General features: G+C 49.4%; 23 protein-coding genes and 8 tRNA genes. 12 read left to right on the forward strand and 19 right to left on the reverse strand.

The genetic code is table 11. The features are described from left to right. Nucleotides 1-26: 26 nt before the first annotated feature. Nucleotides 27-2,843, reverse strand: coding sequence for a helicase-related protein (locus tag WCY20_RS00545; RefSeq protein ID WP_345976230.1), 2,817 nt, complete (start codon nucleotides 2,841-2,843; stop codon nucleotides 27-29). Nucleotides 2,844-2,978: 135 nt separating this feature from the next. Between WCY20_RS00545 and WCY20_RS00550 the strand changes: the two genes are divergently transcribed. The 5 genes from WCY20_RS00550 to WCY20_RS00570 all read left to right on the forward strand — a co-directional run bounded on the left by WCY20_RS00550 (nucleotide 2,979) and on the right by WCY20_RS00570 (nucleotide 6,176). After that, a complete protein-coding gene (locus WCY20_RS00550) occupies nucleotides 2,979-3,317 on the forward strand; it encodes a hypothetical protein (RefSeq protein ID WP_345976232.1) in 339 nt (112 codons plus the stop codon). Next, the gene (locus WCY20_RS00555; protein ID WP_345976234.1) at nucleotides 3,310-3,648 is read left to right on the forward strand and encodes a DUF309 domain-containing protein; all 339 of its coding nucleotides are present in this window, start codon (nucleotides 3,310-3,312) and stop codon (nucleotides 3,646-3,648) included. Before WCY20_RS00550 ends, WCY20_RS00555 begins: the two co-directional genes overlap by 8 nt. Before the next feature lie 68 nt (nucleotides 3,649-3,716). After that, entirely contained in the window at nucleotides 3,717-4,583 is an 867-nt protein-coding gene (locus tag WCY20_RS00560) for a mechanosensitive ion channel domain-containing protein (RefSeq protein WP_345976236.1), read from the forward strand. 3 nt (nucleotides 4,584-4,586) lie between these two features. Continuing rightward, nucleotides 4,587-5,336 (forward strand): DUF481 domain-containing protein, encoded by a 750-nt coding sequence (locus WCY20_RS00565; protein WP_345976238.1) that lies wholly within the window; start codon nucleotides 4,587-4,589, stop codon nucleotides 5,334-5,336. 69 nt (nucleotides 5,337-5,405) lie between these two features. Further along, a complete protein-coding gene (locus WCY20_RS00570; RefSeq protein WP_345976240.1) occupies nucleotides 5,406-6,176 on the forward strand; it encodes a DUF481 domain-containing protein in 771 nt (256 codons plus the stop codon). Here WCY20_RS00570 and WCY20_RS00575 read toward each other — a convergent pair. From WCY20_RS00575 to WCY20_RS00625, 11 genes are all read right to left on the reverse strand, one after another. Beyond that, nucleotides 6,138-7,241, reverse strand: a complete 1,104-nt coding sequence (locus WCY20_RS00575; RefSeq protein ID WP_345976242.1) for an MFS transporter — start codon at nucleotides 7,239-7,241, stop codon at nucleotides 6,138-6,140. The genes WCY20_RS00570 and WCY20_RS00575 overlap by 39 nt on opposite strands. A gap of 5 nt (nucleotides 7,242-7,246) precedes the next feature. Beyond that, nucleotides 7,247-7,756, reverse strand: a complete 510-nt coding sequence (locus WCY20_RS00580; protein ID WP_345976244.1) for an RDD family protein — start codon at nucleotides 7,754-7,756, stop codon at nucleotides 7,247-7,249. 216 nt (nucleotides 7,757-7,972) lie between these two features. After that, on the reverse strand, nucleotides 7,973-9,295 hold the full coding sequence (locus WCY20_RS00585; protein WP_345976246.1) for a hypothetical protein: 1,323 nt from the start codon (nucleotides 9,293-9,295) through the stop codon (nucleotides 7,973-7,975). A gap of 185 nt (nucleotides 9,296-9,480) precedes the next feature. After that, nucleotides 9,481-9,555: transfer RNA gene (locus tag WCY20_RS00590), tRNA-Gln, on the reverse strand. A 31-nt stretch (nucleotides 9,556-9,586) separates the two neighbouring features. After that, a tRNA-Met gene (locus WCY20_RS00595) sits at nucleotides 9,587-9,663 on the reverse strand. A 22-nt stretch (nucleotides 9,664-9,685) separates the two neighbouring features. Then, nucleotides 9,686-9,770 (reverse strand) — tRNA-Leu (locus tag WCY20_RS00600). 53 nt (nucleotides 9,771-9,823) lie between these two features. Further along, a tRNA-Leu gene (locus WCY20_RS00605) sits at nucleotides 9,824-9,908 on the reverse strand. Nucleotides 9,909-10,041: 133 nt separating this feature from the next. Further along, nucleotides 10,042-10,118: transfer RNA gene (locus WCY20_RS00610), tRNA-Arg, on the reverse strand. A 10-nt stretch (nucleotides 10,119-10,128) separates the two neighbouring features. Further along, nucleotides 10,129-10,205, reverse strand: a tRNA-Arg gene (locus tag WCY20_RS00615). Between the two features lie 43 nt (nucleotides 10,206-10,248). After that, nucleotides 10,249-10,325 (reverse strand) — tRNA-His (locus tag WCY20_RS00620). Between the two features lie 38 nt (nucleotides 10,326-10,363). Further along, nucleotides 10,364-10,441, reverse strand: a tRNA-Pro gene (locus WCY20_RS00625). Nucleotides 10,442-10,574: 133 nt separating this feature from the next. On the opposite strand from WCY20_RS00625, the gene WCY20_RS00630 reads away from it, so the two are divergent. Continuing rightward, complete coding sequence (locus WCY20_RS00630; protein ID WP_345976248.1) at nucleotides 10,575-11,918, forward strand: sodium-dependent transporter; 1,344 nt, start codon at nucleotides 10,575-10,577, stop codon at nucleotides 11,916-11,918. Nucleotides 11,919-11,998: 80 nt separating this feature from the next. On the opposite strand, the gene WCY20_RS00635 is transcribed toward WCY20_RS00630, so the two are convergent. The 4 genes from WCY20_RS00635 to WCY20_RS00650 form a co-directional block, all read right to left on the reverse strand. Beyond that, nucleotides 11,999-12,427: a thioredoxin family protein gene (locus tag WCY20_RS00635; RefSeq protein WP_345976250.1), complete on the reverse strand. Its 429-nt coding sequence runs from the start codon at nucleotides 12,425-12,427 to the stop codon at nucleotides 11,999-12,001. Between the two features lie 173 nt (nucleotides 12,428-12,600). Then, nucleotides 12,601-13,380: a thiazole synthase gene (locus WCY20_RS00640; RefSeq protein WP_345976251.1), complete on the reverse strand. Its 780-nt coding sequence runs from the start codon at nucleotides 13,378-13,380 to the stop codon at nucleotides 12,601-12,603. A gap of 101 nt (nucleotides 13,381-13,481) precedes the next feature. Then, nucleotides 13,482-14,045, reverse strand: coding sequence for a phosphoribosylglycinamide formyltransferase (gene purN / locus WCY20_RS00645; RefSeq protein WP_345976253.1), 564 nt, complete (start codon nucleotides 14,043-14,045; stop codon nucleotides 13,482-13,484). An 85-nt stretch (nucleotides 14,046-14,130) separates the two neighbouring features. Beyond that, the gene (locus tag WCY20_RS00650; RefSeq protein ID WP_345976255.1) at nucleotides 14,131-15,522 is read right to left on the reverse strand and encodes an NAD(P)H-hydrate dehydratase; all 1,392 of its coding nucleotides are present in this window, start codon (nucleotides 15,520-15,522) and stop codon (nucleotides 14,131-14,133) included. 73 nt (nucleotides 15,523-15,595) lie between these two features. Between WCY20_RS00650 and WCY20_RS00655 the strand changes: the two genes are divergently transcribed. The 6 genes from WCY20_RS00655 to WCY20_RS00680 all read left to right on the forward strand — a co-directional run bounded on the left by WCY20_RS00655 (nucleotide 15,596) and on the right by WCY20_RS00680 (nucleotide 21,205). After that, complete coding sequence (locus WCY20_RS00655; protein ID WP_345976257.1) at nucleotides 15,596-16,564, forward strand: KpsF/GutQ family sugar-phosphate isomerase; 969 nt, start codon at nucleotides 15,596-15,598, stop codon at nucleotides 16,562-16,564. Next, nucleotides 16,561-17,448: a pseudouridine synthase gene (locus WCY20_RS00660; RefSeq protein ID WP_345976259.1), complete on the forward strand. Its 888-nt coding sequence runs from the start codon at nucleotides 16,561-16,563 to the stop codon at nucleotides 17,446-17,448. Before WCY20_RS00655 ends, WCY20_RS00660 begins: the two co-directional genes overlap by 4 nt. Before the next feature lie 5 nt (nucleotides 17,449-17,453). Further along, nucleotides 17,454-18,641: a replication-associated recombination protein A gene (locus WCY20_RS00665; RefSeq protein ID WP_345976261.1), complete on the forward strand. Its 1,188-nt coding sequence runs from the start codon at nucleotides 17,454-17,456 to the stop codon at nucleotides 18,639-18,641. A gap of 252 nt (nucleotides 18,642-18,893) precedes the next feature. Beyond that, a complete protein-coding gene (locus WCY20_RS00670) occupies nucleotides 18,894-20,003 on the forward strand; it encodes a multiheme c-type cytochrome (protein WP_345976263.1) in 1,110 nt (369 codons plus the stop codon). Nucleotides 20,004-20,051: 48 nt separating this feature from the next. Continuing rightward, nucleotides 20,052-20,324: a hypothetical protein gene (locus WCY20_RS00675; protein ID WP_345976264.1), complete on the forward strand. Its 273-nt coding sequence runs from the start codon at nucleotides 20,052-20,054 to the stop codon at nucleotides 20,322-20,324. A gap of 35 nt (nucleotides 20,325-20,359) precedes the next feature. Continuing rightward, the gene (locus WCY20_RS00680) at nucleotides 20,360-21,205 is read left to right on the forward strand and encodes a hypothetical protein (protein WP_345976266.1); all 846 of its coding nucleotides are present in this window, start codon (nucleotides 20,360-20,362) and stop codon (nucleotides 21,203-21,205) included. 17 nt (nucleotides 21,206-21,222) lie between these two features. Here the strand turns inward: WCY20_RS00680 and WCY20_RS00685 are convergent, their stop codons facing one another. The 3 genes from WCY20_RS00685 to folE form a co-directional block, all read right to left on the reverse strand. After that, nucleotides 21,223-22,743 carry a YifB family Mg chelatase-like AAA ATPase gene (locus WCY20_RS00685; RefSeq protein WP_345976268.1) on the reverse strand — a complete coding sequence of 507 codons (1,521 nt, stop codon included), beginning with the start codon at nucleotides 22,741-22,743 and terminating at the stop codon, nucleotides 21,223-21,225. A gap of 251 nt (nucleotides 22,744-22,994) precedes the next feature. Further along, the gene (locus WCY20_RS00690; protein ID WP_345976270.1) at nucleotides 22,995-23,582 is read right to left on the reverse strand and encodes a YceI family protein; all 588 of its coding nucleotides are present in this window, start codon (nucleotides 23,580-23,582) and stop codon (nucleotides 22,995-22,997) included. A gap of 99 nt (nucleotides 23,583-23,681) precedes the next feature. Then, nucleotides 23,682-24,266, reverse strand: coding sequence for a GTP cyclohydrolase I FolE (gene folE / locus WCY20_RS00695; protein WP_345976272.1), 585 nt, complete (start codon nucleotides 24,264-24,266; stop codon nucleotides 23,682-23,684). Nucleotides 24,267-24,313: the final 47 nt, after the last annotated feature.

Raw genomic sequence — 24,313 nt, forward strand, 5'->3', positions numbered from 1 at the left:
AAACGCTACAACGTCAGACCCGGAGGTCATCGTCTTCTTTTCGGTCTTACATCGCCGCTGTTCTGTCTATCAGCTTTTCTCTTTTCCATGTTCATTTTTTTAAAACAGCTTTGACAGATCTGGAACTTCGACTCCAGCGGCAGGGCTTTGGTGCATTGGCGGCATCGCGGGACAAAATGGCTCTGTTTTAGCGAGTTTTCGATGAAGTTGTTGAGTGTGATACGGTTCTCTCTCGCTTTTTGCGCATCGATAAAATAGTCATCAAAACGGTAGCTCAGCCAGAGGTAGAGCGAGATCTCTTTGACATAATCCTCTGCTTCGAGAAGTTCATCCATGCTCAGCGCATAGCTTCCCAGGTTGCTCGGCGGAATATAGGGGATAAACTCGTCGTTTTCAAGCAGGTGCAGGTAGCGTTCAAAGGCCGCTACAATAAAGGGTGAACGCAGTGTCAGCGGGGCACAGGCAAGATGGAACTTGGTCGGGAGGTCGAGATGATACTGGTCGACTATCTGGGCAGCTTCGAGCATGTCCTCCAGGTTGGCAGCGCGGAAAGGGCCGTTGAACTTCATGTTCTTGACGAAGAACTGAAGGATCTCTTCGAGCGAGTTCTCTTCCAAAATACCGCCGACGAGTTTGATGTGCTCCAGGTTTGCCATTACGTTGAAAGGGATCTTGATCGCAGGCGCCTCTTCATGAAACGTGTTTTTAAGATGGATGAGCACATCCGGCCGCAGGGCCCCGACATAGCCTTTTTCATGCAGGCCGTACCGCCCCGCACGTCCGGCTATCTGATGGATCTCGGATGGGATGAGCGGACGCTGACTGACGCCGTCAAATTTGTCGCCGCGTGAGAAGAGAACGGTCTTGATGGGTAGGTTGAGCCCCATGGCGATAGCATCGGTCGCAACCAAGACGTCGGTCTCTCCTTCCCGAAAGCGCCGGGCCTCTTCACGGCGAACCTCGGGAGAGAGATTGCCATAGACGACACTTACACGGTAGTTTTTGGAGAGCTGCTGTTTAAGCCGAAGCACGTTCGCACGTGAAAAAGCGATAACGGCGGTGGCCGGGTGGATCTCATTGATCGGGGTGGCATGTGAGAGCAGCTCCAAAGGGTTTTTGCGTTCAAAGTCTATGATCTCAAGGGGTTCGTTCAGGTATTCTGCCAAGGCGATGACAGCCTCTTTGACGTTGGGCGAACCGGTCATGATGACGGTCTTGGCGGGGGCACCGATGATGGCATTGGCCCAGGCCCAACCGCGGTCACGGTCGTCGATCATCTGCACTTCATCGATGACACAGACATCCACGTCCGTTTCGAAATTGAGCATCTCTATCGTGGATGAGATATGGGTGGCCTCTTCGTTGATAAGCTGCTCCTCCCCCGTGATCAGGGAACTGGCAATCCCCTCTTTTTTCAGGGTCTCATAACCCTCCAGAGCCAGAAGCCGCAACGGGGCAAGGTAGTAGCCGGTATCCGCTTTTTCCAGCGCTTTCACCGCCTGGTAGGTCTTACCGCTGTTGGTCGGACCGATATGCAATACGAGTTTACGACGCAGTTCCCGGGCCAGGGGAAAAAGGTTTTTAAAGTCGCGGATAGTGCGGGCAAGAAGTTGCTGGCGCTGGTGTTTTAGCAGGGCATCGTGTATGGAGTCGTTGAATCGGCCTAAGACGCGTTTAGCCGCTTTTCTTGAGATAAGAAGATCCTCATGAAGCTGCGGGAGCAGAAATTCGAGGATTTTTTCGCTGATCTCCTCGTCGCCGAGCTGGAGCGCGGCCGCCGCCTCTTTGGCACTGTTTAGCAGTGCTTCATACTCCTGAAGAAAATGGGCCTCATGCTCTTTTTGTTCGCAACGGAGCTTTTCAGAGAGGTCAAGAGACTCTCCCGACCATATTGTCCGCAGGGTCTCATCTTTGGGCAGGATAAGATGAAGTTCATAAGCGATGGAATGCTCTGTTTGAGGCGGCTTAAAGTCGGTATTGATGACGATGATGATCTCAGTGAGGGTCTGTGCAAGAGAGTGCAGCGGAATGCTCTGTGCGATGATCCTTGTGAGGATCTCGTCATTTAAGGCGAACCGTGTCACATTGCTGTCAGGCTGGGCTCTTTTGATCGCAGATACCATCTCCTCATCCGACAGGTAAGGGTGCGGTTTGGCAATACCCTGCAAGAAGGCAGAGAGCTCATTCTGTTTTAGAGTGGTTAGTGCTGTTTTTGTCTCGGTTAGCTCGCTGATGATCTGTTCCGCAGGTGCCTCCTGTAAAAAAGAAAAAGGAAAAGCTTTTGTTTTCAACGGCTGGATCTTTCGAAACGTCTCGCCATGGATATTGTATTGGAGAGAGGCGTTGAACTCCAGCCTGTCTTCGATGTCGAAGTGCCCTTGCACCGCTCTTTCTATCTCTGCTTTTTTCTGCTCAAAACGGATCAGCTCCAGTTTGCTTTGAAGTTTGAAGAGGTTGATCTTTCGGGTGCGCACGTCGCTAAAGGCTTTATGCAGTTCGATGCGCTCCTCATCGGTGACATCAAGCTCTTCGAGCAGTTCATCGATCCTGTCGCTGCGTTCATGCTGACTGGCCTTGGGCGTTGTCGGCAGATAGACTTTGCCCTCGGCCTTAAAAAAATCGACAATATGACGTCGCAGTTCTATGTCGGCTTCCGACCAGAGGGTGCGATAGATGCGCAGCAGGGATTTCTTGGAATAGCTTTCCGGTACAAGACCGAGCGTATGGGCAAGTTCGATCAGCGTTTTTTCGTCAACGCGTTCGATACCGGCATCAAAACCCTCTTCGCCGAAATAGTGGCGGATGGTCTGATTGAGTTTAATGAATTTTTTCTTTTTAGACATAAGAAAGTGTAGTTAGTTTTGGGTTAGTTTCGGGTTAGTTTCGGGTGATTGCTGAAGTTTTAGCGCTAGTCTTAAAACAAAGTACAAAATGGCGGAAGCTTTGTTAGAATTTTGAAAAACAATGGGCTGAATACGATGAATGAACAATTTCCGGATGAGTGGACGCAGGAGCAGTTTCTGCGTGAAAAAGAGCGTTTGGCAAAAGAGGGTGTAAAAGTTTTGTTGATCGATACGATTCTTTCGCCGATAGAGAAGGCCGATACGGTGGTTTACAACCCTTTTGAGCTGCAAAACGAGCCTGAGGGTTCGGTGTTTGTCTTTTACTGCGATACGGGAAAAGGAACGAAAGAGCGTTTGGAAGAGTTTCGGGCAAGGTTTCCCAAGCAGCACTGTATCTCGCTGCGGGGAGGACGCGGCTATTGGCGTAAAAATATGCAGCTTCTGCCCGATAGGCCTGAGGGCAAGAATGAGTAGGGATTACACGGAACATCTGGACCTGTTTGTCTGTTGCCTCGATGAAGAGCGGTTTTATGATGCGCATGAGGCCCTGGAGGAGATCTGGTTTCCGCGGCGGTTTGAAGATGATATGGAGATGAAACTTCTGAAAGGGTTTATCAATGCGGCGGTCTCCTTTGAACTGACTAAACGGGGACGGCCCGATCCGGCAACAAAGGCATGGGGAAATTATGAGAAATACCGTCCTCTGCTTGAGGCGTTTAGATCGTCAAACACGCCCTATTATCAGCGTTTGGCGCTTCGGGTGGAGGAGATGCGCCAAGCGCGTAGGGTATTGCCAACAGTGTAATTATGTAATGGATACGAAGAGAAATTTTGCTAGAATAGATGCATAACTCCGAAATATAAGGATCTGAAATGGCCGATATGACCGATATTAATCAAGTGGGTGAACAGCTGGGCATCAATCTGGATGTCAATAAATATTGGGATCTGGCGATTCAGTACGGTGCGGAATACGGCCTGAAGATCGTCGGTGCCTTGATCATATTCTACGTGGGTAAAGCTGTGGCCAAAGGGCTTCGCGACCTGACTGAAAAAGCGCTGACCCTCCAAAAGGTAGAAGCGACCCTGATCCATTTCGCAAGAAGCACGGTCTATTATGCGCTTATGGCGGTTGTCCTGCTTGCAGCAATCGGCAACCTGGGTATTCAGACAACATCTTTTATGGCCATTCTCGGTGCTGCCGGTCTTGCCGTCGGTCTGGCCCTTAAAGACACGCTCGCCAACATCGGTTCAGCGGTTATTATTTTGGTCTTCCGTCCCTTCAAGGTGGGTGATTATGTCAATGCCGGCGGGGCAGAAGGTACCGTCGACAAGATCAGTCTCTTCACCACGACGATCAGCCCGGTGGACAACCGGCTGATCATCGTGCCGAACTCCGCCATCACCGCGGGAAACATCACGAACTTCTCTACGAAGGCCGTTCGCCGGGTAGACCACACCGTAGGCATCGGTTATGATGAAGATATCAAAAAAGCAAAAGAGATCATGTACGGGGTTATTGCCAACAGCAGCCTCACACTGAGTGATCCGGAACCGCTGGTGGCGGTCAAAGAGCTCGCTGACAGCAGTGTCAATTTTACGGTCCGCGCCTGGGTCAATTCGGCTGATTACTGGCCGGCATACTTTGAGATCATTGAAGAGATCAAATATGCGCTCGATGAGGCCGGCATCACTATTCCATTCCCGCAAATGGATGTCCATATGGATAAAGGAGAATAATTAATGAAAAGAATAGTAAGTTTAATGGCTATAGCCGGCCTTGTTACAGGAGTGTCGGCAGCCGACGAAAACGTTCTGAAAACACATGCCGAACTGGGGTATACCAATACGGCGGGAAATACGCAGTCACAGGACCTTGCCGGTAATCTGAAAATGGATTACACGCTCTTTAGCAACGGGCTCCGTTTTGTCGGCAACGTGCTTTATTCTACCAATAAAGATTTTGAGACAGACAAGACGGCTGCAACAAAAAACCGTTGGGACGCCGAGCTGAACTATGACTACAACTTTAATAAGAACTGGGCCTTCAACTACCTTGCCGGAGGAAAGGGCGACAAGTTCTCAACCTACGTCTATCAGGCCTATACCGGGCCGGGTGCGATCTGGAAAGCACTTAAGAGTGATACAAACAAGCTGAAATTCCAGGCCAATATTCTCTGGTCGTGGGACGAATACCGCGATGAGACCCTGACGGACGAGAACCCCGACCAGTACGCTTCATGGCAGGCTTCTTTGGATTATACGCTGCAAATGACAGAGACATCCAGGTTCATTCAGTATCTGATGTATCGTAGTCAATTCTCAGACAGCTCAAACTATTTTGCAAAATCCAAAACAGCGGTCGAGAGCAAAATCAACAGTTCACTCTCGCTCGGTGTAAGCTATACGGTCGATTACACCAATAACATAGCGGCTGATGTCCGCTCGCACACGGACCGTGTCTTCCTGGCAGCATTGATCGTCGACTTTTAATACCAAAAACCCAAGCTCAAAAAAGCTTGGGTTGCTATAATTTGCTCAATTTTTAACTGGGCAGAATCTATGTATAAACACTTTCTTTTTCTTACGCTTTTTCTTACCATACCTCTTTTTGGTGTTGTTCAGATCGCACCGAATGAAGTGGGGCTTCGTCCGGGCATCGCAGGCCAGTTCTCGGCATCGAACAATACACAACGCGGCAATACCGACAAAGACGAGTTCGACCTAAGCGCGTCTGTCAGCTACGACAACAACAGAAGCTATGTGACCTGGCTTGACCTCTCTTACGCCTATGGGCAGGTTGCCGGTACAAAAAATGAGAACAAGGCTTATGCCCACTACCGTTTTCTCCATACGCTGCGGAGGCCGGAGTGGAACTGGGAGGTTTTTGCCCAGAACGAAGGGGATGACTTTCGCAGCATTCAGCGCAGACTTCTTGGCGGTGGCGGATTGCGGTGGCGCTTTTACGAAGCCGGCACTTTCGGACGCATCTACATCGGCCTCGGCGCTTATTATGAGCACCTGAGCTACACAACGCAGAGCGACCCCGTCGAACGTAACACAAGGGTCAACAGCTATCTCTCCTATACCAAGAAGTTCGGAACGGACGCCCGTCTTTCACTGGGCATATATTATCAGCCCAAGACGGACGACTGGAACGACTACTACTTCAATCAGGCCGCCTCATTGAGTGTTTCCGTCTACAGAGAGCTTTTCGTAAAAATCGAGCTTACACACGCACACGACAGCCGGCCGGGGATCGGTGTCAACAAGACCGATTTTCAGCAGATCACCTCAATCGGCTGGAAATTTGGCGCCAAACCGGATCGATAGGAGTGCCGCAGCTGCGACAGCCGCGGCATAAAGAAAGAGTGCCGTAGGCCACAGCTCATAGATATACCCGGCTGTAACCGCCCCGATAAAGCCTCCCATCCCATAGCTGATCCCGAAAAAGAACTGCTGGGCAAGTTTGCGTTCGCTGTAGAGTTCGTAAAGATAGCTGATCGCTGCGGTATGAAAGAGGGCAAAACTGAAGGCATGCAGGCTCTGTGCAAAGAAAAGGAGGATGAGGTTGTCGGGAAAGAACGCCGTCAGCAGCCATCGGATGATAGTGATAAGCAATGCGAACTCGAGGAGTTTAAGCAGGTTTCGGCGCAGCAGCGGCCCTTGAAAGTAGAAGAGGATGATCTCGGCGATGACGCCAAAGCTCCAGAGGTAGATCGTCGTATCAAGAGAGACCCCATGTTCCGTCGCATAGATGGTAAAGAAGTTGTAAAAGGGGCCGAAACTGACCTGCATCAGCATCAACCCGAGCCAGAGCGGCCAGTGGGCAAACAGGTTGAGGTGCTTGCCTTGAATACTTTCAGGCTGCAGCTCTTTTTTGTTGTCAAGATGGGCAATGAGATAGCCGACAAGTACCGTTGAGACGATCATGGCCAGCAGATAGAGCAGTGCGGTTGCGGGAACGTCGAGAAATTTTACGAGAACAAGGGCCACCAATATAAAGCCGATGGAGCCGAAGAGACGGACCTTTCCGTAAGACTCTTTGCCGATAAGCGAGAGCGCGATCACTTCAATATAGGGCAGGATAAGACTCATCCCGATGCCCATGGCAATATTACTAAAGAGCAGGGGCCAGAAGCTCTCGAGGGTGACAAAAAATGAGAGGCCAGCAATCAGTAGCAGCAGAAGCGCGCCGTTAAAGGTCGTTAAGTCGAGTTTGACCCCTCTGAGAAAGAGAAACGGAATGGCAAAACGCACCAAGGGACCTGCGGCAAAGATAATACCGATCTCAGAAGGGGTGTAGCCCACCATGGAAAGTACTTTGGGCAAAAAAATGACATAGATGGCCACGATTGCAAAGTAGAAGAAGTAGAAGAGGGCGATAAGTGCAGTCATTGAAGCTAGGCTGTTTTGTAAATAATGGCCGTGCGGCTGATAAGATCGTGAAGCATTCGTTTATCTTTGCGGAAGAGTCCCCAGAGGTAGCCAAAGAAAAAGATCGAGAAAATATAGCTGAAAAAACGGGTGACAAGTTGCAGATAGGAAGGCCTTTTAAAACTTGATGCATCCACTATCTCAATATGTGCTATTTTCATGCCGGGGGTCTGTCCGGCCAGTTTCCATAAGAAAACAAAAGAAGCCATGAACAGGAGCAGTTGGACAACAGAAGCGAGAGGGTTGGGGGCATGCTCCTGTGCTTTTTGCGTCTGCATAACGGCATCAGTGAAACCGGCTGTCTGTGTCTGTTCGTAACCAAAAAAGATCATAATGATGATGGTGATAGGGATCCCGATCATAAAAACATCGGTTATAAAGGCGAGTGTCCGGCTCCAAAACCCTGCATACTGTACTTTTGGTTTTTGGGGAGGAGTTGAAATGTTTTTTTTCTGTTTAATATCTCGCCATCGCATCGTGCCATTATACCCATAAAGATAGAAAATATTTACAAATGGTTAACCTCAATAGCCTATAATTTTATTACCTCAATGATTGAGATTGTTGAGTTTTTCATTTATACACTCCTTAAGTTCAAAGTGTGGCTCGGTGTTCCCCCGAGCCATCTATCCCTTTATTTTTAAAATTCAAAAATTGTTTTATTCTCTGAAATTTTCGGGCTGCCGAGAAACCTAATCCCGCACGCCAAAATAGAATTCGAGCAGCGCCTTCACGTAGTAGTTCGGTTGGAATTTATACTTGTCGTCATAGTACAGAATAGGCTGCAGCCGGTATACAATATATTTCCGTGGACCCTTTCTGCTCCAGTTAATGCCGGTGGCATAGCGGTATAGACCTCGTTTAGGGCGATAACCGTCTTTATCTTCGGGCTGCTTTTTGGTGCGCCCGTAGATGCCAAGATAGGGTGTGATATTTCCGTACCAGCCCATTCTAAAATTGACACTCGGCTGCATAAAGTACTCCATACCGTCGGTTCTGCTCTCTGTGGAGCGTTGAAACAGCATAGAGGACACTATTTTGTCTGAGAACCTGTGCCTGAAGTCCAGATTGGTCCACTCCTCAAACTTGGCTTCAACAGAATATTTAAAAACTTGATGCGGCACAACCAACCAAGTGCCAAACAGCGCTTCGTAGTCAAAGGCAGCTTTTGCGTAAGGATTAGTTATGCCTGAGAACCCGACAAGTATCTTGCTCTTAACCGGCTCGATCATCGTAAAAACATCGTTCACCCCCAATGCGATACTTGTATTACGTTCTGCCTCGGTACCTTCCAGCGACAGATCCGAACTGTTCTTGGTCTCATCACCGATGACAAGATCAAGTTTCTCTTGCGTCCGAGGTATCAGTACTCGGGCGGTAATACTGTAGATGTAGCCGTTTTCTCCTCTGTAATCAAAGGCATATCCGCCACGCAGACGTATAAAACTAGGATTTTTTCTATCTAAATAGTCATGGTTTACATTGTCATACAACCATTGTGATAGAAAATAATCCTGTTCACTTTTGTCTTTTTTTTGTGAAATGCGTTGCTTCGCTAAGGGGACCTGGCCTTCTGGGGATGATATAAACTGCTCCATACTGTCATTATCTTCGCCGTCTTCGAACGCTTCGATCAGCTCGGTCATATTTACATCATCACCGGCCGTCAGGTTTATATCTGTCTGTGTCGTAACATTCTTATCGGAGCTGAACAGACGATATATGGAGTAATCGATTCCTGACCCTAAAACGATAACGATATCTGTGCCATAAAAGTAGACCGTATCCATACCGCTCAGAAATCCATGGTAATACAACCAGCTTCTGCCGCTTATAAAGTCAGGTAAAGAGAACCATCTGGTACCGTTGATATCTTCTGAACTGTTGTTGTCGGAGTAAAAAAAGCTGCCATCAGATATGGGGCGCTCTATTGCGGTTTCGCTCTGATTGGTATCAGAGGCACAAAGCAAGGCGGTAGCGAGCATAAAAAAAACAGCATAGACAACTGGTCTCAAACATCGCTCCTTCTTGTAGTATCGGCATCGGAAAAGATCAAAGAAACCTAATGGTCACATGGTAAGATGATTTTATACTATATTTGTTGAAAAACAAAAAATGGAAAATATAAAGCAGTTAAAGTGGACCCATGTCGATAATTGGGCAAGATAAAAGTATTTTTTGTGAAGTTATTTTGTGCAGTTGGATGGGGTAGAGGGATTCGAACCCCCGAATATCGGTACCAAAAACCGAGGCCTTACCGCTTGGCGATACCCCAATAGTTAATTTGAAAGTAATTTGTTTTGTTTTGGTTGCGGAAACAGGATTTGAACCTGTGACCTTCGGGTTATGAGCCCGACGAGCTACCGAACTGCTCTATTCCGCGATACCTAATTGACTTATTGCTATGGTGCGGACGAGAGGACTTGAACCTCCACACCGTAAGGCACCAGATCCTAAGTCTGGCGTGTCTACCAATTCCACCACGTCCGCGTGTGCTTTTAGCAATAATAAGTCAAAAAATAAAGTTAACAATAAACAATAAATGGTGCGGACGAGAGGACTTGAACCTCCACACCGTAAGGCACCAGATCCTAAGTCTGGCGTGTCTACCAATTCCACCACGTCCGCATGTGATTTGTTAACAATATTAAAATGCTTGATACTTCAGCAATAAATTCTTTGCAAATATTTTTGCAAAAGCTTTAGTGACTCAGCGTCTAGCGTAGTTAAATGGATTTCGTTCATTTAACGTTTAAAAAAGTGGTACGCCCTAAAGGATTCGAACCTTTGACCTACGCCTTAGAAGGGCGTTGCTCTATCCAGCTGAGCTAAGAGCGCACAATTAATGTGGTACGCCCGACAGGATTCGAACCTGTAACCGGCGGTGCCGAAAACCGCTACTCTATCCAGTTGAGCCACGGGCGCACACTGTAAAAATGTATTATTTCAAATTTTTGTCTTCTATAAATGGGGTGAGATACGGGATTCGAACCCGCGACCCCCGGCACCACAAACCAGTGCTCTAACCAGCTGAGCTAATCTCACCATCTGTACTAAAGAGAATAAAAATAAGAAATAAAAAGTGGTCGGGGCGAAAGGACTCGAACCTTCGACCCCCTGGTCCCAAACCAGGTACTCTAACCATACTGAGCTACGCCCCGACCTGTTCATCTAAAATGATCATATCAAATTAGTGAGGCGGAATTATAGAACAAATTTTATTTCTTGTCAATAGTAATTTGCTTAAAGTGTATTTGATTATAATGATTTGCAAGAATGAGGTAGGAATTTTGAATGAAAATAGCACGTTTTAGCCGGGTAGGCTTCATTTTGGCAGCGGCAGGAAGTGCTGTAGGGTTGGGCAATATTTGGAAGTTTCCTTATATTACCGGTGAAAATGGCGGGGGTGCTTTTGTCTTTGTCTATCTCATCACGGTATTGGCGATCGGTTTTTCGGTTATGCTTGCCGAGATGCTGATCGGCTATTTGGGCCGCCGTGACAGCGTGACCAGTTTCGAAGAGCTGGCGCCCCGACACAAGGGTGCCTGGAAATACGGCGGCTTCATGAGTGTAGCCGGATTGCTGATCATGACCTTTTACTCGGTGGTGATCGGTTGGATATTTCACTACATCGCGGTGGCGGCTATAAAACTCCCTGACTCTGTGCCAGCCGCAGAGTCTGCATTTACGCATATGCTGCAAGAGGGGGTGCTAACGCAGCTCGTCTACCACACGATCGCCTTTTTAGTCGTCACGGCGGTTTTGGTTCGGGGGATCAAAGGGGGGATCGAACGGCTTAACCTGATCCTGATGCCGATGCTCTTTCTTATTGTCGGCGGCATGTTCCTCTATGCGCTTAACCTGGACGGATTTTCCAAGGCGTGGGCGTTTATGTTCCAGCCGGAGTGGCACAAACTGACCTCAGACTCCTTTGTGACGGCTGTCGGACATGCCTTCTTCACCCTCTCTCTCGGGATGGGGGCGATTCTTACCTATTCGGCTTCGCTTCCTAAAAAGAGCAGTCTGGTCAGAAGCGCGCTGGCCGTTGTTGCTCTTGATACCGGTATTGCGCTCCTGGCGGGGCTGATGCTGTTTACCTTTTTGTTTGAGTATGGTGCCGAGCCTTCTGCCGGTCCCGGACTTGTCTTCATCTCGTTGCCTGCAGTCTTCTATGAGATGGGCATATTGGGCAACTTTTTTGCCGTGATCTTCTTTATCGCGCTCGCCTTCGCGGGACTTACTTCGGCTGTTTCGCTTGTGGAGCCAATGGTCCAGTATATGATAGACCGCTTTAAGATGCCGCGTTTTTTGGCAGCGGTCACCGTGGGACTTTTTTTCTACTTTGTCGGGATCATCGCGCTGTTGTCAAATTCCAGCGAATACGGCCAGATGCTCACCTTCGGTTCGCGCAATTTCTTTGATTGGATCGACTTTATTACCGCGTCGATTATGCTGCCTCTGGGCGGTCTGATTATGGCGATATTTGTCGGCCACATCATGGAGAAAGAACGTGTCGAATCGATACTGAAACCCCAGTTCGGGAAGCTGTTTGGAGTATGGTACTTCAGCCTGCGTTATATTGCTCCTGTCGGACTGGTGACTGTCATGTTGCATTTGATGGGGATACTTACCTTTTAGAAGGTGCAGGATCTTCCGCAAGATAGAGACATAGTAAAGTTTGCAGCAGCTTGTCCTGGGACGCGGTCATCTTCTGAAAATCACTTTTTTCTCTTTTTATAGAGGCTTTCCGCCTCTTTCAATGCATCGGCAAACTCGCTCTTTTTGACATAGCCGATTGTCTCCCAGAACTCCATATCATCGTTCGGATCGACAAAAAAGACCGTAGGAATACGCGGCGTCTGAAATTTTTTCGGGAAATTCTCCGCATCTTTGTTGCGGTCGACAATGACAGGAACAAATTTTGAGCGAACAGTGGTCGCGATTGTTTCGGATGCAAGGGTTTTGCGTTCAAACTTTCGGCACCATGGGCAGTAGGAGGTGACGACCAGGAGCATGATCGGTTTCTGCTCTTTTTTGGCAATAGCAACCGCTTTTTGATAGTCGGTCTGATAGCCAAGCTTCTGTGCAGTTTGCGGTGACGCTAAAAGGGAAAGCATAAGAATGAGTAAGAGTGAGACAATGCGCAATGCAGCTCCTTTTTTTCAATCATAAACTATTGTTATGCGCAAAGAGCTTAAACATTCACACAGTTTGGATGTTTAAAGGAGGAGACGCTGTTAAGGCGGATAAATGGAGAAGAAGCGTTGTTAAGGAAAAGCAAATTCCTCGGTTTCGGAGAGTGTTTGCTCTCCGTGGAAAATTAAAACTGTATCATTCCGTCGACAGGAGAGGACGCGGTTGCATAAGGACGTTTCGGGATGCGTCCGGCAAGGTAGCTCATACGGCCGGCGACGATCGCATGCTTCATCGCTTCGGCCATTACCATCGGGTTCTGCGCCTGGGCGATAGCAGTGTTTGTAAGTACGCCGTCGGCGCCGAGCTCCATCGCGTAGACGGCGTCGCTTGCACAGCCGATACCGGCATCCACGATGACCGGCAGGTTGACCGCTTCACGCACAAAGACGATGTTGTAGGGGTTCTGGACGCCGAGCCCCGAACCGATAGGTGCTGCCAACGGCATGATCGCTGCTGCGCCTGCGTCTTCAAGGCGTTTTGCCATGATCGGGTCGTCCGAGGTGTAGGCCATGATAGTAAAGCCCTCTTTGGCGAGGACCTCGCAGGCTTTGATCGTCTCCAGAACATCGGGGTAAAGTGTCTTCTGCGTGTCGCCGATCACTTCGAGCTTGATCAGATCGATACCGGTCGCTTCGCGTGTCAGGCGGAAGGTCGTGATCGCCTCTTCGGCGGTAACACAGCCTGCCGAGTTCGGCAGAAACTTTACATTGGTACCGGCAAACGTATCGCGCAGGTTCTCTTTGTTCGGATCAGTGATGTTCAGACGGCGGACAGCAACGGTGATCAACTCCGAACCCGAGGCCAGCGTTGCTGCTTTGGTTGTCTCAAAATCTGCATATTTCCCGCTGCCTACAATCAGGCGGCTGCCTAGTTCATATTTTCCGATTTTTAAAATATTATCCATAACTTCTCCAGGGTTTGCCAGGCGCATACCAATGATGCTCCCGAGTTAATGTTGGGTTTATAACATAGTGAGACTGTAAAATGACTTACTTTATTGAAGCCTCAAAGCGCTTTAAGTATCTGCACGATTGTCTCGGGAAGCAGTTTGTGTTCCAGTGCCCGGATCTTTGCCGTAAAGCTTTCGAGTGTCTCTCCAGCTTCTTTTTGAAAGCTTTCCTGGGCAATGATCTCACCGCCGTCGAGTTCGTTGCTGACCCAGTGTATGCTGATGCCGCCCGTCGGCTCTGAACTCTCAAAACTCTCCCGGATGGCGTTGCCCCCTTTGAATAGCGGTAGCAGGGAAGGGTGGACATTAATCGCCTTGATATTTTGGGTGATAACGGGTGTCAGGATACGCATGAACCCTGCCAAAACGACGAGGTCGGGTGCGTAGGATCGGACCTGTTTTAAGAGGGCACGGTCGAAACTCTCCCGGTCGGCATACTTTTTGTGATCAATAATGTCGACCGGTATATGGTGTGCCCTTGCTTTGGCGATCCCTCCGGCATCGGGACGGTTGGTGATAGCGGCGACCACCTCAAGCTCTTTATTGTGCAGTTTTTCGATGATATTGAGAAGGTTGGAACCTTCACCGCTGAAGAGTATGACGATTTTACGATTCAGCATTTTACGATTCCCAATTTAGTTGCTCCCATGTATGGGGCTTTAGCCCTGTAAGTACCTCTCTTCATTGAACTGTTGGTACCTGTTTTCATAGCGTCGTTACGGCTTCGATCAGATCATGCGGGGTGAGTGCGTATGTGTTTTTATCAAAGGCTTTTGCGGCAGCAGTGTGCGCCAAAGAGCCATTAAGTGCTGCCTGCAGCGGGGCATGCCCTTGTGCCAGCAGGGCACCGATAAAACCGGCCAGAACATCGCCGCTGCCCCCTTTTGCCAATACATTGGTGCCATGCGGATTGATGTAGTAGCTCTTGTCTTGGGCGATAATGACATTGGCGCCTTTTAGCAGGAGTGTCACATCTGTATAGCGGCTGCAGAAAAGTTCGACATAGTGAAAACGGTTTTTTTGCAGCTCCTGGACCGTAATATCGGCAAGACCGCATGCTTTTAAGAGCGTTGTGAACTCTTTTGGGTGCGGTGTGATGACGATGTCCTTGCGTGTAAGCAGCGAGGTTAACAGCGGATGCGCGAAGATATCGGCATCGAGAAGAAGCGGCAGATCATTATCCAGCAGTGTCAGCAGCTCTTCGTTTGAAAATTCGGTTCCGAGCCCCATGCCCAAAGCGATCGCGCTGGTCGAGGAGGGCAAGAGATGGGACTGCATCAGTTCGTGAGGGATCTGCTCCTGCGTGTTGCTGATGAGGGTGACGAGACCCGCTCCAAAATGGAGCGCTGCAGAGCCGGCCATGATGGATGCCCCCGGTTTTTCGCCGCAGATCACGCTTAAATGGCCATAGGTACCTTTATGGCTGTTGCGTTTAAAACGGTGTGGAAGACGAAGGTCTTCAGGATCCAATAACTTCCAGTTTGACGGCTTTTCATAGACCTTTCTGCTGACACCGAGATCGATGACATAGACACTGCCGATGACCTCTTTTGCGCTGTCGCTGAACATTCCGCGCTTAAGCGACCCCATCGTGAGTGTCACATCGGCGATAAAACTCTCTTCTTCCAATGTGCCGTCAAGGTGAAGCCCCGAGGGCATATCGCAGGCGATCTTCTCGGCATTGAGATTGTTCATCTCTTCCAAAAGTGCTCGGGTCTCCTCGTCAAAACTGCGGCTGAACCCGCTGCCAAAAAGGGCATCGACGAGTATGTCGCACTCCTGTAGCGCGTAAACGATGGTAACGCCAACAGCCTTTGCGCGTCTCTGCTGTAGTTTGGCCATCTCTGTTTTTGCGCCAAACGGCAGAAACAGCGAAACGTTGAAATCACGATGCAGAAGCCGGGCCAGGGCAATGCCGTCCGCACCGTTATTGCCGGCACCGCAGACGATGCAGATGCTCTCATGCTCCTCATACTGATTATGGATGAAATCGGCCATACCGTCAGCGGCATGCTCCATCAGGATATCTTCACTCAGAGCAAATTCATTGTAGCAGCGCTGATCGAGTGAGCGCACCTCTTCAAAGAGATTTTGCATGTCTTATCCTCTTACTGTTTTGGTAATTATAGCTTATTAGCCGGAGAAGCAATTATCAGATATAATACCGTTTATGAAAAATGATTACACGGCAATCGTCAAAGAGACTTTACAGATTGAAGCCAACACCCTCCTGGATGCTGCAGAGAATATTTCACAGGATCTGGAAAAGATCGTTGAAGTGATCCGCCATTGCAAGGGCAAACTGATCGTTACCGGTGTCGGTAAATCGGGACTTATCGGTGCCAAGATGGCAGCGACCTTCGCCTCCACCGGTACACCGAGTTTTTTTCTTCACCCGACCGAGGCGATGCACGGCGATCTCGGAATGATCGGCAAAGACGATGTGGTGCTGGCGATCAGCTACAGCGGTGAGAGTGCAGAGTTAAGCTCGATCCTGCCGCATGTCAAACGTTTCGATATCCCCCTGATCGGGATGACAAAAAACAACCAGTCGACGCTGGGGCGTTACAGTGATCTGCTGATCAGAATCGATGTAAAACGGGAGGCATGTCCTCTCGACATTGCGCCGACCTCGTCGACAACATTGACGCTTGCTTTGGGTGATGCCCTGGCTGTCTGCCTGATGAAAGCCCGTGATTTCAAAAAAGAGGATTTCGCCTCGTTTCATCCCGGCGGAACTCTCGGGCGCCAGTTGTTCGTCAAGGTCAGTGACCTGATGCGGACAAAGAACCTGCCGGTGATCGGAATGCAGACGCCTGTAAAAGAGGCTATCGTAACGATCAGCGAGGGTCGTTTGGGAACGGTTCTGCTGGTCGATGACGACGGAAAGTTTGCCGGTCTGATCAGTGACGGCGATATCCGCCGGGCCTTGATGGACGAGCGCTTCTCTTTGGAGCAGCCGGCATCAAGTTTCGCGACGCTGAACCCGAAAACAATAGATGACCCGTCGATGCTCGCGAGTGACGCACTGGTCTTGGTAGAAAAATATAAAATACAGCTTCTTGTGGTGCTTGACAGTGAGAGAAAAATTCTCGGTGTCCTGCATCTTCATGATCTGGTAGAAAAGGGAATCGCATGATGCGACTGAATAAATTTATTGCCCACTACTCCACCTATTCACGCCGCGAGGCCGACAGGGTGATAGAATCGGGGTATGTCTATGTCGACGGCGAACTGCAGACCAACCCTGCGACACAGGTGGATGAACGCCATGTCAAAGTGATCGTCAGCGGTAAGAAGATCGTACCGAGCGATCAGTTCACGGTCATCGTCTACAACAAGCCCAAAGGCGAACTTGTCACCAAAAGCGATCCGCGCGGCCGCCGTATTATCTATAATACGCTTGATAACAAGTTCAAACACTTCATTCCGGTCGGGCGGCTTGATTACGCGACAGAGGGGCTGCTTCTGCTAACGGATGCATCCCGTGTGGCCAATGTCCTGATGACGTCGAGTCTTGAACGTGTCTATAAGGTGAAGATCAAAGGGCCTGTGACCGAGATGATGGAGCAGGCGATGCGAAAAGGACTGAGCCTGGAGGACGCCTCTGCCGGAGCCCATGAGCTAAGTGATATCTCCGCCATGGACTTCGCGCCGTTCTTCGCCTATCAGATCATTAAAAACAAGGAAGACTATTCGACGCTTAAAATCGCCATCGGCGAGGGGCGTAACCGCGAGGTCCGCCGTTTTTTTGCCCATTTCGATGCGGAAGTGGTCGACTTGAAACGTCTGAGTTTCGGCGGGATAGAGCTGAACAATCTGCCGACAGGAAAGACACGCTATTTGGAGCGCAGCGAATATGTCCACCTGCGCGAATTTCTGGATACTGCAGCAAAAGAGCAAAAGAACAAAGCACCTGTTAAAGATAGGGCAGCTGGCGAGAAAAGCACCGAACGAGCTGAAAAAATCAAACCGGCCGCCAAGAAGAGAACCCCTTCCAAAAGTAAAGCATACAAGAAATAGGCGCGATGGCAGATTTCACCTATCTTTTACGTCCCAGTGATTTTGACAGTGTCCTAGGTCAGGACGCACTCTGCAAAAAAGATGCACCTTTGCGCAGGCTCTGCGAAGAGGGCAAGCTGGGCCACAGCTTTTTTTACGGCCCTCCCGGAAGCGGAAAGACCACCATCGCCCGGGTGATCGCCAAGGTGATGGACCTCCCTTTTTACGAGTTCAACGCCACCTCGCTTAAGATCGAGCAGCTGCGCAAGATCTTTGATCAGTATGCCAACGCTCTTCAAAAACCGCTGATCTTCATTGACGAGGTGCACCGTCTGGCGAAGAACCAGCAGGAGGTGTTACTGCCGGTTATGGAAAATAACAGCGTGTTAGTCATCGGCGCTTCGACTGAGAACCCCTTTTTCTCGCTGACCGCCGCGATGCGCTCGCGCTCGCTTCTCTTCGAGCTCAAACCGATCTCCGTCGAAGCCCTGAACACGCTTCTTGAGAAAGCGTTGGTATCCGAAGGGCTGGCCATTGAAGAAGACGCAAGAGAGTATCTTCTGCGCTCCTGCGGCGGCGATGCAAGGGGGATGCTGAAACTGCTGGAGTTTGCCTCTGTTTTAGAGACAAACATCACCCTTGAGATGCTCCACTCTCTCCGCCCCAATGCACAGAGCGGCGGCAGCTCCGAAGCCGGTGTCCATTACGACCTTGCCTCTGCCATGATCAAGTCGATCCGCGGTTCCGACCCGGACGCGGCGATCTACTACCTTGCCCGCCTGATCGAAGGGGGTGAACCGCCCGAGTTCATTGCCCGGCGTCTCGTTATTTTGGCCAGCGAAGATGTCGGCAATGCCAACCCGCAGGCACTGACCCTCTGCACCTCGGCGATGACCTCTGTGAAGATGATCGGCTACCCAGAGTCGCGCATCATCCTTGCCCAGGCGGTGATCTACCTCTGCGCCTCGCCGAAGTCTAATTCGGCGTATATGGCGATAAACGGAGCCCAGCAGGCCGTCCGGTCAGGTGAACTGCTTGATATCCCGAAAAACATACAGCAGCAGAACAGCGGCTACCTCTACCCGCATGACTTCGGCGGCTGGGTCGAGCAGCAGTACCTCTCTAAACCGCTTCGGTTTGTTGATTTCAAGGCGATCGGCTATGAGAAGAAGATGAAAGAGTGGCTTGAGGCGATTAAAGGCACCGGCCGCTAGACCGCAACTCCAGTCCCTGGTTAAACACGATCTGGAATCTTCTGCTTTACTCTTTTCTACGACATCGAGGCCTCCGTAAACGACGAGTTAAATGCCTACTTTTCACCGCGAATCCGCACTTTATGTACCTGTACAAATACACTGTATATATCCGAAGACTATAGCTTATGCTGTATGTTGTTAAACCAACAAAATATGATTAACTTATTTTTATTATAATTTCAGATAATTTATAATCAAGGTGAGCATTTGATGAAAAAGATATACCTACTGTTACTTTTGAGTACTGTTCTGTTCGGCAATAATAGTGCCCATACCTTTGCAAAAAGCGAAGATTGTAAAGCGTGTCATACACAGATCTATAACGAGTTCTACGGTTCGGTCCATGCCAATTCGACACCGCAAAAAGACGTTATCCATAATGCCGTCTGGGCGAAACACCCTCAAAACAAGAAGCTGCAACAGTACGGCTGCGGCAAGTGCCATACACCGGCTGCAGACGATCTTGACAAGATGATCAGCAAAGGGCAGAAAGTGATGCCGGATCCTGATAACGTGACCCACCAGGAAGGGATCAGCTGTGCCTACTGTCACCGTATCGAATCGATAGCGCTGCATAAAAAGTCCAACATCAATATCATCTCGAAAGAGGAAAAAAAGTATTTCGGTACGCTTAAGGCACATGTGGCGTCACCCTACCACGCCATAGCGACAGAAGGCAATGACCATATGAAAAACGGCAATGTCTGCATAGGTTGCCACTCGCATAAAATGAATAAGTGGGGGCTGAATGTCTGTTCGACCAACATTGCCAACGAGATGGACGGGGCCAATTGTGTCAGTTGTCACATGCCGAAGGTCGATGGGAGCGTCTCAGCCTTCCAAGATACGAAGAAGCATGCTTTTCACGGCTTTGCAGGCGCGCACTTCCACTCGGATATGCTGGAAAAATATATAGACATCTCCATGCTGCGGAACATCGACAACTTCATCGTCAACATCGACAACCGTACCTCGCACGCGCTGCTGCTTCACCCGCTTCGTCTGGCTCTTTTGAAAGTGAGCGTTACACGCGAGGGCAAATCCATACCGTTGAAAGATGAGACCTTTGTCCGTGTGATCGGTAAAAACGGTAAACCGGCAATGCCGTGGGCGGCTGACACAACGATCAAAGATACGATGATCCAGGCCAATGAAAAAAGAAGCGTGACTTACGACTTTCAGCTTCGAAAAGGGGATAAGGTCGATCTTGTCCTAGGCTACTACCTGGTTAATCCCAAAGCAGTTGCGTCATTGCACCTTGACGATGACAAGGTGGCAACAGCGTTCCACATCTTAAAAAAAGCCGATTTTTCGTTCTAATGTCCTTCAGAGAGAGTTGTAATATGCAGCGGGGAAATAATCTATAAGATGCGGCAAAAATTCCGATCTCTGTTTTTTGTATGTTTCTTTGTCGTCGCAATGCTTTCTACGGCCCTGCACGAGCTTGTGCCATCACATGAGGCAGATACGTGTCCCATCTGTGTTGTTGATGAGCACACTCTCTCGGCAGATGTCATAAGCAGGATTGTAGAAGATCTCTATACCCCCTTTTATACGCTTTTTATTTTTGACGAAAGCTGTCAAAACACCCGTTTTGACAAAGCGTTGAACGCACGCGCACCGCCAAAACTTTTTTCCTGACCACTTTCTACTATTTACTATTACTAAGGAAAATTATGAAAAAGATCGCACTAGTAGTGTACTTTTTTTGTGCGTTCGCACAGGCATCGGAGAGCGGTGATGTTGTACGATTTCAATATGACTATTTGAATTTTACAGACTCTAAACAGAAAGATTACGGCAGCAGAGGGACATTGCATTTAAAAAGCGGGTTTGACGACAAAACGCTACAGCTTGCCTATGAAAAGACACTGACAGAAACCTATAAACCGCCACTGAAAAAAAATCTGAATGTGGACAAGCTGATCGCACGGTATGATCAAAAGCTCTTTGATCACGGCAAATACAATTTTGGCCTTATCCTGGTCAACGACAATCTTGTTCCGACAGACGGGGGCAAGGTGTTCAATCTCGGCTATGGCCATAAACTGACACCTGATATCGCATTGGAAGGCAACATCTACTACGGCTATTATGATATTATGAAAACCTACCAGTTTGATGCGGCAATAAAGCTTCACAAAAAGATCGGCGCCGTTGACACTGCCGTTATCGGGGTACTCAAGGATATTGTTGTTGACGAGTGCAGTGATGTTTTCTGCGCCAATGCCGAACCCAACTATCTGACTGGAGGTCTCAAAGTAAAGCTCGACTATAAGGGCTACTTCCTTCATGCCGGAGGATTTTACGGCAAGCGGGTATTTGCCGTCATGATGGACGGATTTGTGCTGCAGCATCATGCAATGGAGTTTGACAGGACCTATATGGCCGGTATCGGAAAAAGGTTTGAAGACATCGAGCTTAAACTGCGCTATGTGCATCAGCGTGCGAAAGAGCTGCCGCTGAACAACAGCGGTGTCAATGTGGATACCGTGTCATTACGGGTCGCGTACTTCTTCTAAACAGAGTTCACTGTGGTCTATGGAGCACGTCGCCGATAGCTCAGGGCTTCGAGCAGATGATTTTTTGAGATAGCGGCCGCATTGTCAAGGTCTGCAATGGTGCGGGCGACCTTCTGTATCTTCTTGATGCTGCGAAACGAGAGCTGAAAACGGGTGATGGCCTGATCGAGAATGGCTTTGGTCTCCTCATCCATAATACAGAACTTCTCTATTTCGCTGTCGCTGAGCTGACCGTTCATACTGCTTTGTCCCCTCTCTACCTGCCGTTTATGGGCATAAAGCACCTGTTTATGCAACTTTTCCGAGGTGTAAGACGCTTTATCGTCAGGGCTGATGTTCTGCATCTGAACGTAGAGGTCGATCCTGTCTAGAAAGGGGTCGGAAAGGCGGTTTTTGTAGCGCTGGATCTCGCGTTCGGTGCAGCGGCAGTTCTGGGTGGTGCTCAAGAGGTTGCCACAGGGGCAGGGGTTCATCGCGGCGATGAAAAGAAAGGAGGTCGGGTACTCGACCTTTGAATTGACCCGGGAGATGCGGATCTTTCTGTCCTCCAGCGGTTCTCGGAGCGCTTCGAGCACAATCTTCTGAAAGTGGGGAAGCTCGTCGAAGAAAAGCAGACCGTTATGCGCGAGGCCGACCTCGCCGATCTGCGCTTTCTGACTGCCGCCGCCGAAGACCGAGGCAGGAGTCGAAGAGTGGTGGGGTGAGCGGAAGGGTCTGAGCGGGCTGAAGTGGGGTTCTATTCCCTCAAGAGAATCAAGTTTGGCGATGTCGAGAAGTTCGTCGCTTGTCACCGGGGGCAGGATATACCGGAGGCGTTTTGCGATCATCGATTTGCCGCAGCCTGGGCTCCCTTCGAGCAGAAGATTGTGAAAACCGCTTGCACTGATCAGGGCAGCACGTTTCGCGTTTTCCTGCCCTTTGATGTCGCGAAAATCAAGCGGATAGTGTTTTCGGAAATAGTAGTTCTGCCCGTTGACGAGGTAGTTCGGGTAGCCGATCTGCGCCGTATCCTGACGGACGATGTTTTCGCTGTCGCCTTTGAAAAATGCGATCGCATCGTTAAGATGTTCAACCCCGATAAACTCGACGTTCGGAATATTTTGTACTTTTGTAAGGCTCTCTTTGGGAACGAGCACCTTGTTCATGTTGGCGCTGTTGGCCAGCGAGAGAACAAGTGGATAGAGCAGCGCGTTCTCCTTGACGCTGCCGTCGAGTCCGAGCTCGCCGAAGACATACCATTCCGATAGGTCGATCTCCATACTGTCAAGCGCGATCAGCAGGGCGATGCTCAGGTCGAAATGGGAGCCGTTTTTGCTCAGATCAGATGGGGAGAGGTTGATCGTGATCCGCTTGGGCGGGAAGACGAATCCGTTGGCCAGTAGGGCCGACTTGACACGTTCCCTTGCTTCCGTGATAGCCGTTGAGACCATACCGACGACAGTGAATGAGGGAAGCCCTTTGGTCAGGGTAGACTCGACGGAGACAGGAATGGCTTCGATCCCCTCGAGAGTGGCGCACTGCAATTTTTTCATCCACATAATATATCGGTATAAAACTAAAAATAATATTATTTGTTGAAAATGAAGGCACGATGCAATATTTACAGAGGAGAGAAGCAAAATCATATAGTATGTGGATTATATTTAGCAGGAGTCGGAGGGTAGGATGGTTGTGGTCAGTTTGCTTGGTATTGCACTTGCTGCCTTGGTCTTTTTAGAGATATACCGGCGGGCAAGCCGCAGATGGGGCGAAAACCCGTGAATATAGCAACGCAAGAGGCGTTGTGCGTCTAGTTGTCTCCTGTGACAGGTTGCGGACAATTCGCTTTAATATCCATCGTAAAACCGATATTGACATCGCTCCATGTTTTGCCTTGGTGTAGATCGTAACATGCGGTATTGATCGATTTAAGGGCATTTTCTGCTTTAAAATCGATGAGGTCGATCACGCCGTCAGCGCGCAGTTTTCCGTTGCTGAAACCGTATTTCATCGGGACATCGCGGGTAACACCGTTCATTGTGACCGCGACAGTGACAATGCCGCTCTTCTCTTCAAGTTTTACGATCTTGGCTTTGATGTCGGGGCCGGCCATTTGTTTGAAAAAGTTGTTCAGAAGTTTTTCGTCACGCCCTTTGTTCTTCGAATCGACACTTGCCACGGCAATATTGACAGACGAACCGGTCAAAAGTGCGGAAAGAGTGTCCTCTTTTGCGGAGGTTGATTTGAAGTCGAGAGTGTTGAAGTGGCCGCCGACACCGATTTTAAGTGGTGTTTTATAGGCGGTCCAGCTTACATCAAGGTTCGACGGTTGAGAAAACGTACAGTCAGCCTGTGCCAGTCCGGCTGCCAGAAGCAGTGAAAGTGCAATTTTTTGCATGAGAGACTCCATTTCATAATAGTTGCTGATATGGTAGCGTATCTCTATAAACAGGAAAAGGGCTTCAGAAGAGCCGGTTTGGCCGGATCCCCCGTCTGATTAGTAACGGTTGCCCATCGGCGCATTGATAAGGTTGAAAAACTCGGCCCGTGTCTTCTCATCTTTTTTGAAGAGACCGCGCAGGGCACTGGAAGTGGTGGTGGAGTTGATCTTCTCGACACCGCGCATCTCCATGCACATATGACGTGCCTGGATCACGACGGCAACCCCTTTTGGGTCAAGCGCCTCCATAATCGCTTCGGCAATCTGCTCGGTCAGCTGCTCCTGGATCTGCATACGGCGTGAGAAGACATTGACGACGCGCGGTATTTTTGAGAGACCGACCACCTTTCCGTCCGGGATGTAGGCAACATGGGCCCGCCCGATGATCGGCAGCAGGTGGTGCTCACAGGTGGAGTAGAGCTCGATATCCTTGATGAGTACCATCTCATCATTGGAACTGGTAAAGGTGGCGGACTGCAGGATCTCTTTCGGATCCTCTTTATACCCTCCGTAGATAAACTCATACGCCTTGAAGACCCGTTCGGGCGTCTTTAAAAGACCCTCGCGTTCCGGGTCTTCACCCACGCTTCTCATCATCGTCTTTACGGCGGCCTCAAATGCTTCTTGTTCTTTATTTTTCACATTAATACCTAAATAAATTTTTAAAACAATACCACGAGTTGACTGAG

The organism is Sulfurimonas sp. HSL3-7 (assembly GCF_039645985.1).
Classification (GTDB): domain Bacteria; phylum Campylobacterota; class Campylobacteria; order Campylobacterales; family Sulfurimonadaceae; genus Sulfonitrofixus; species Sulfonitrofixus jiaomeiensis.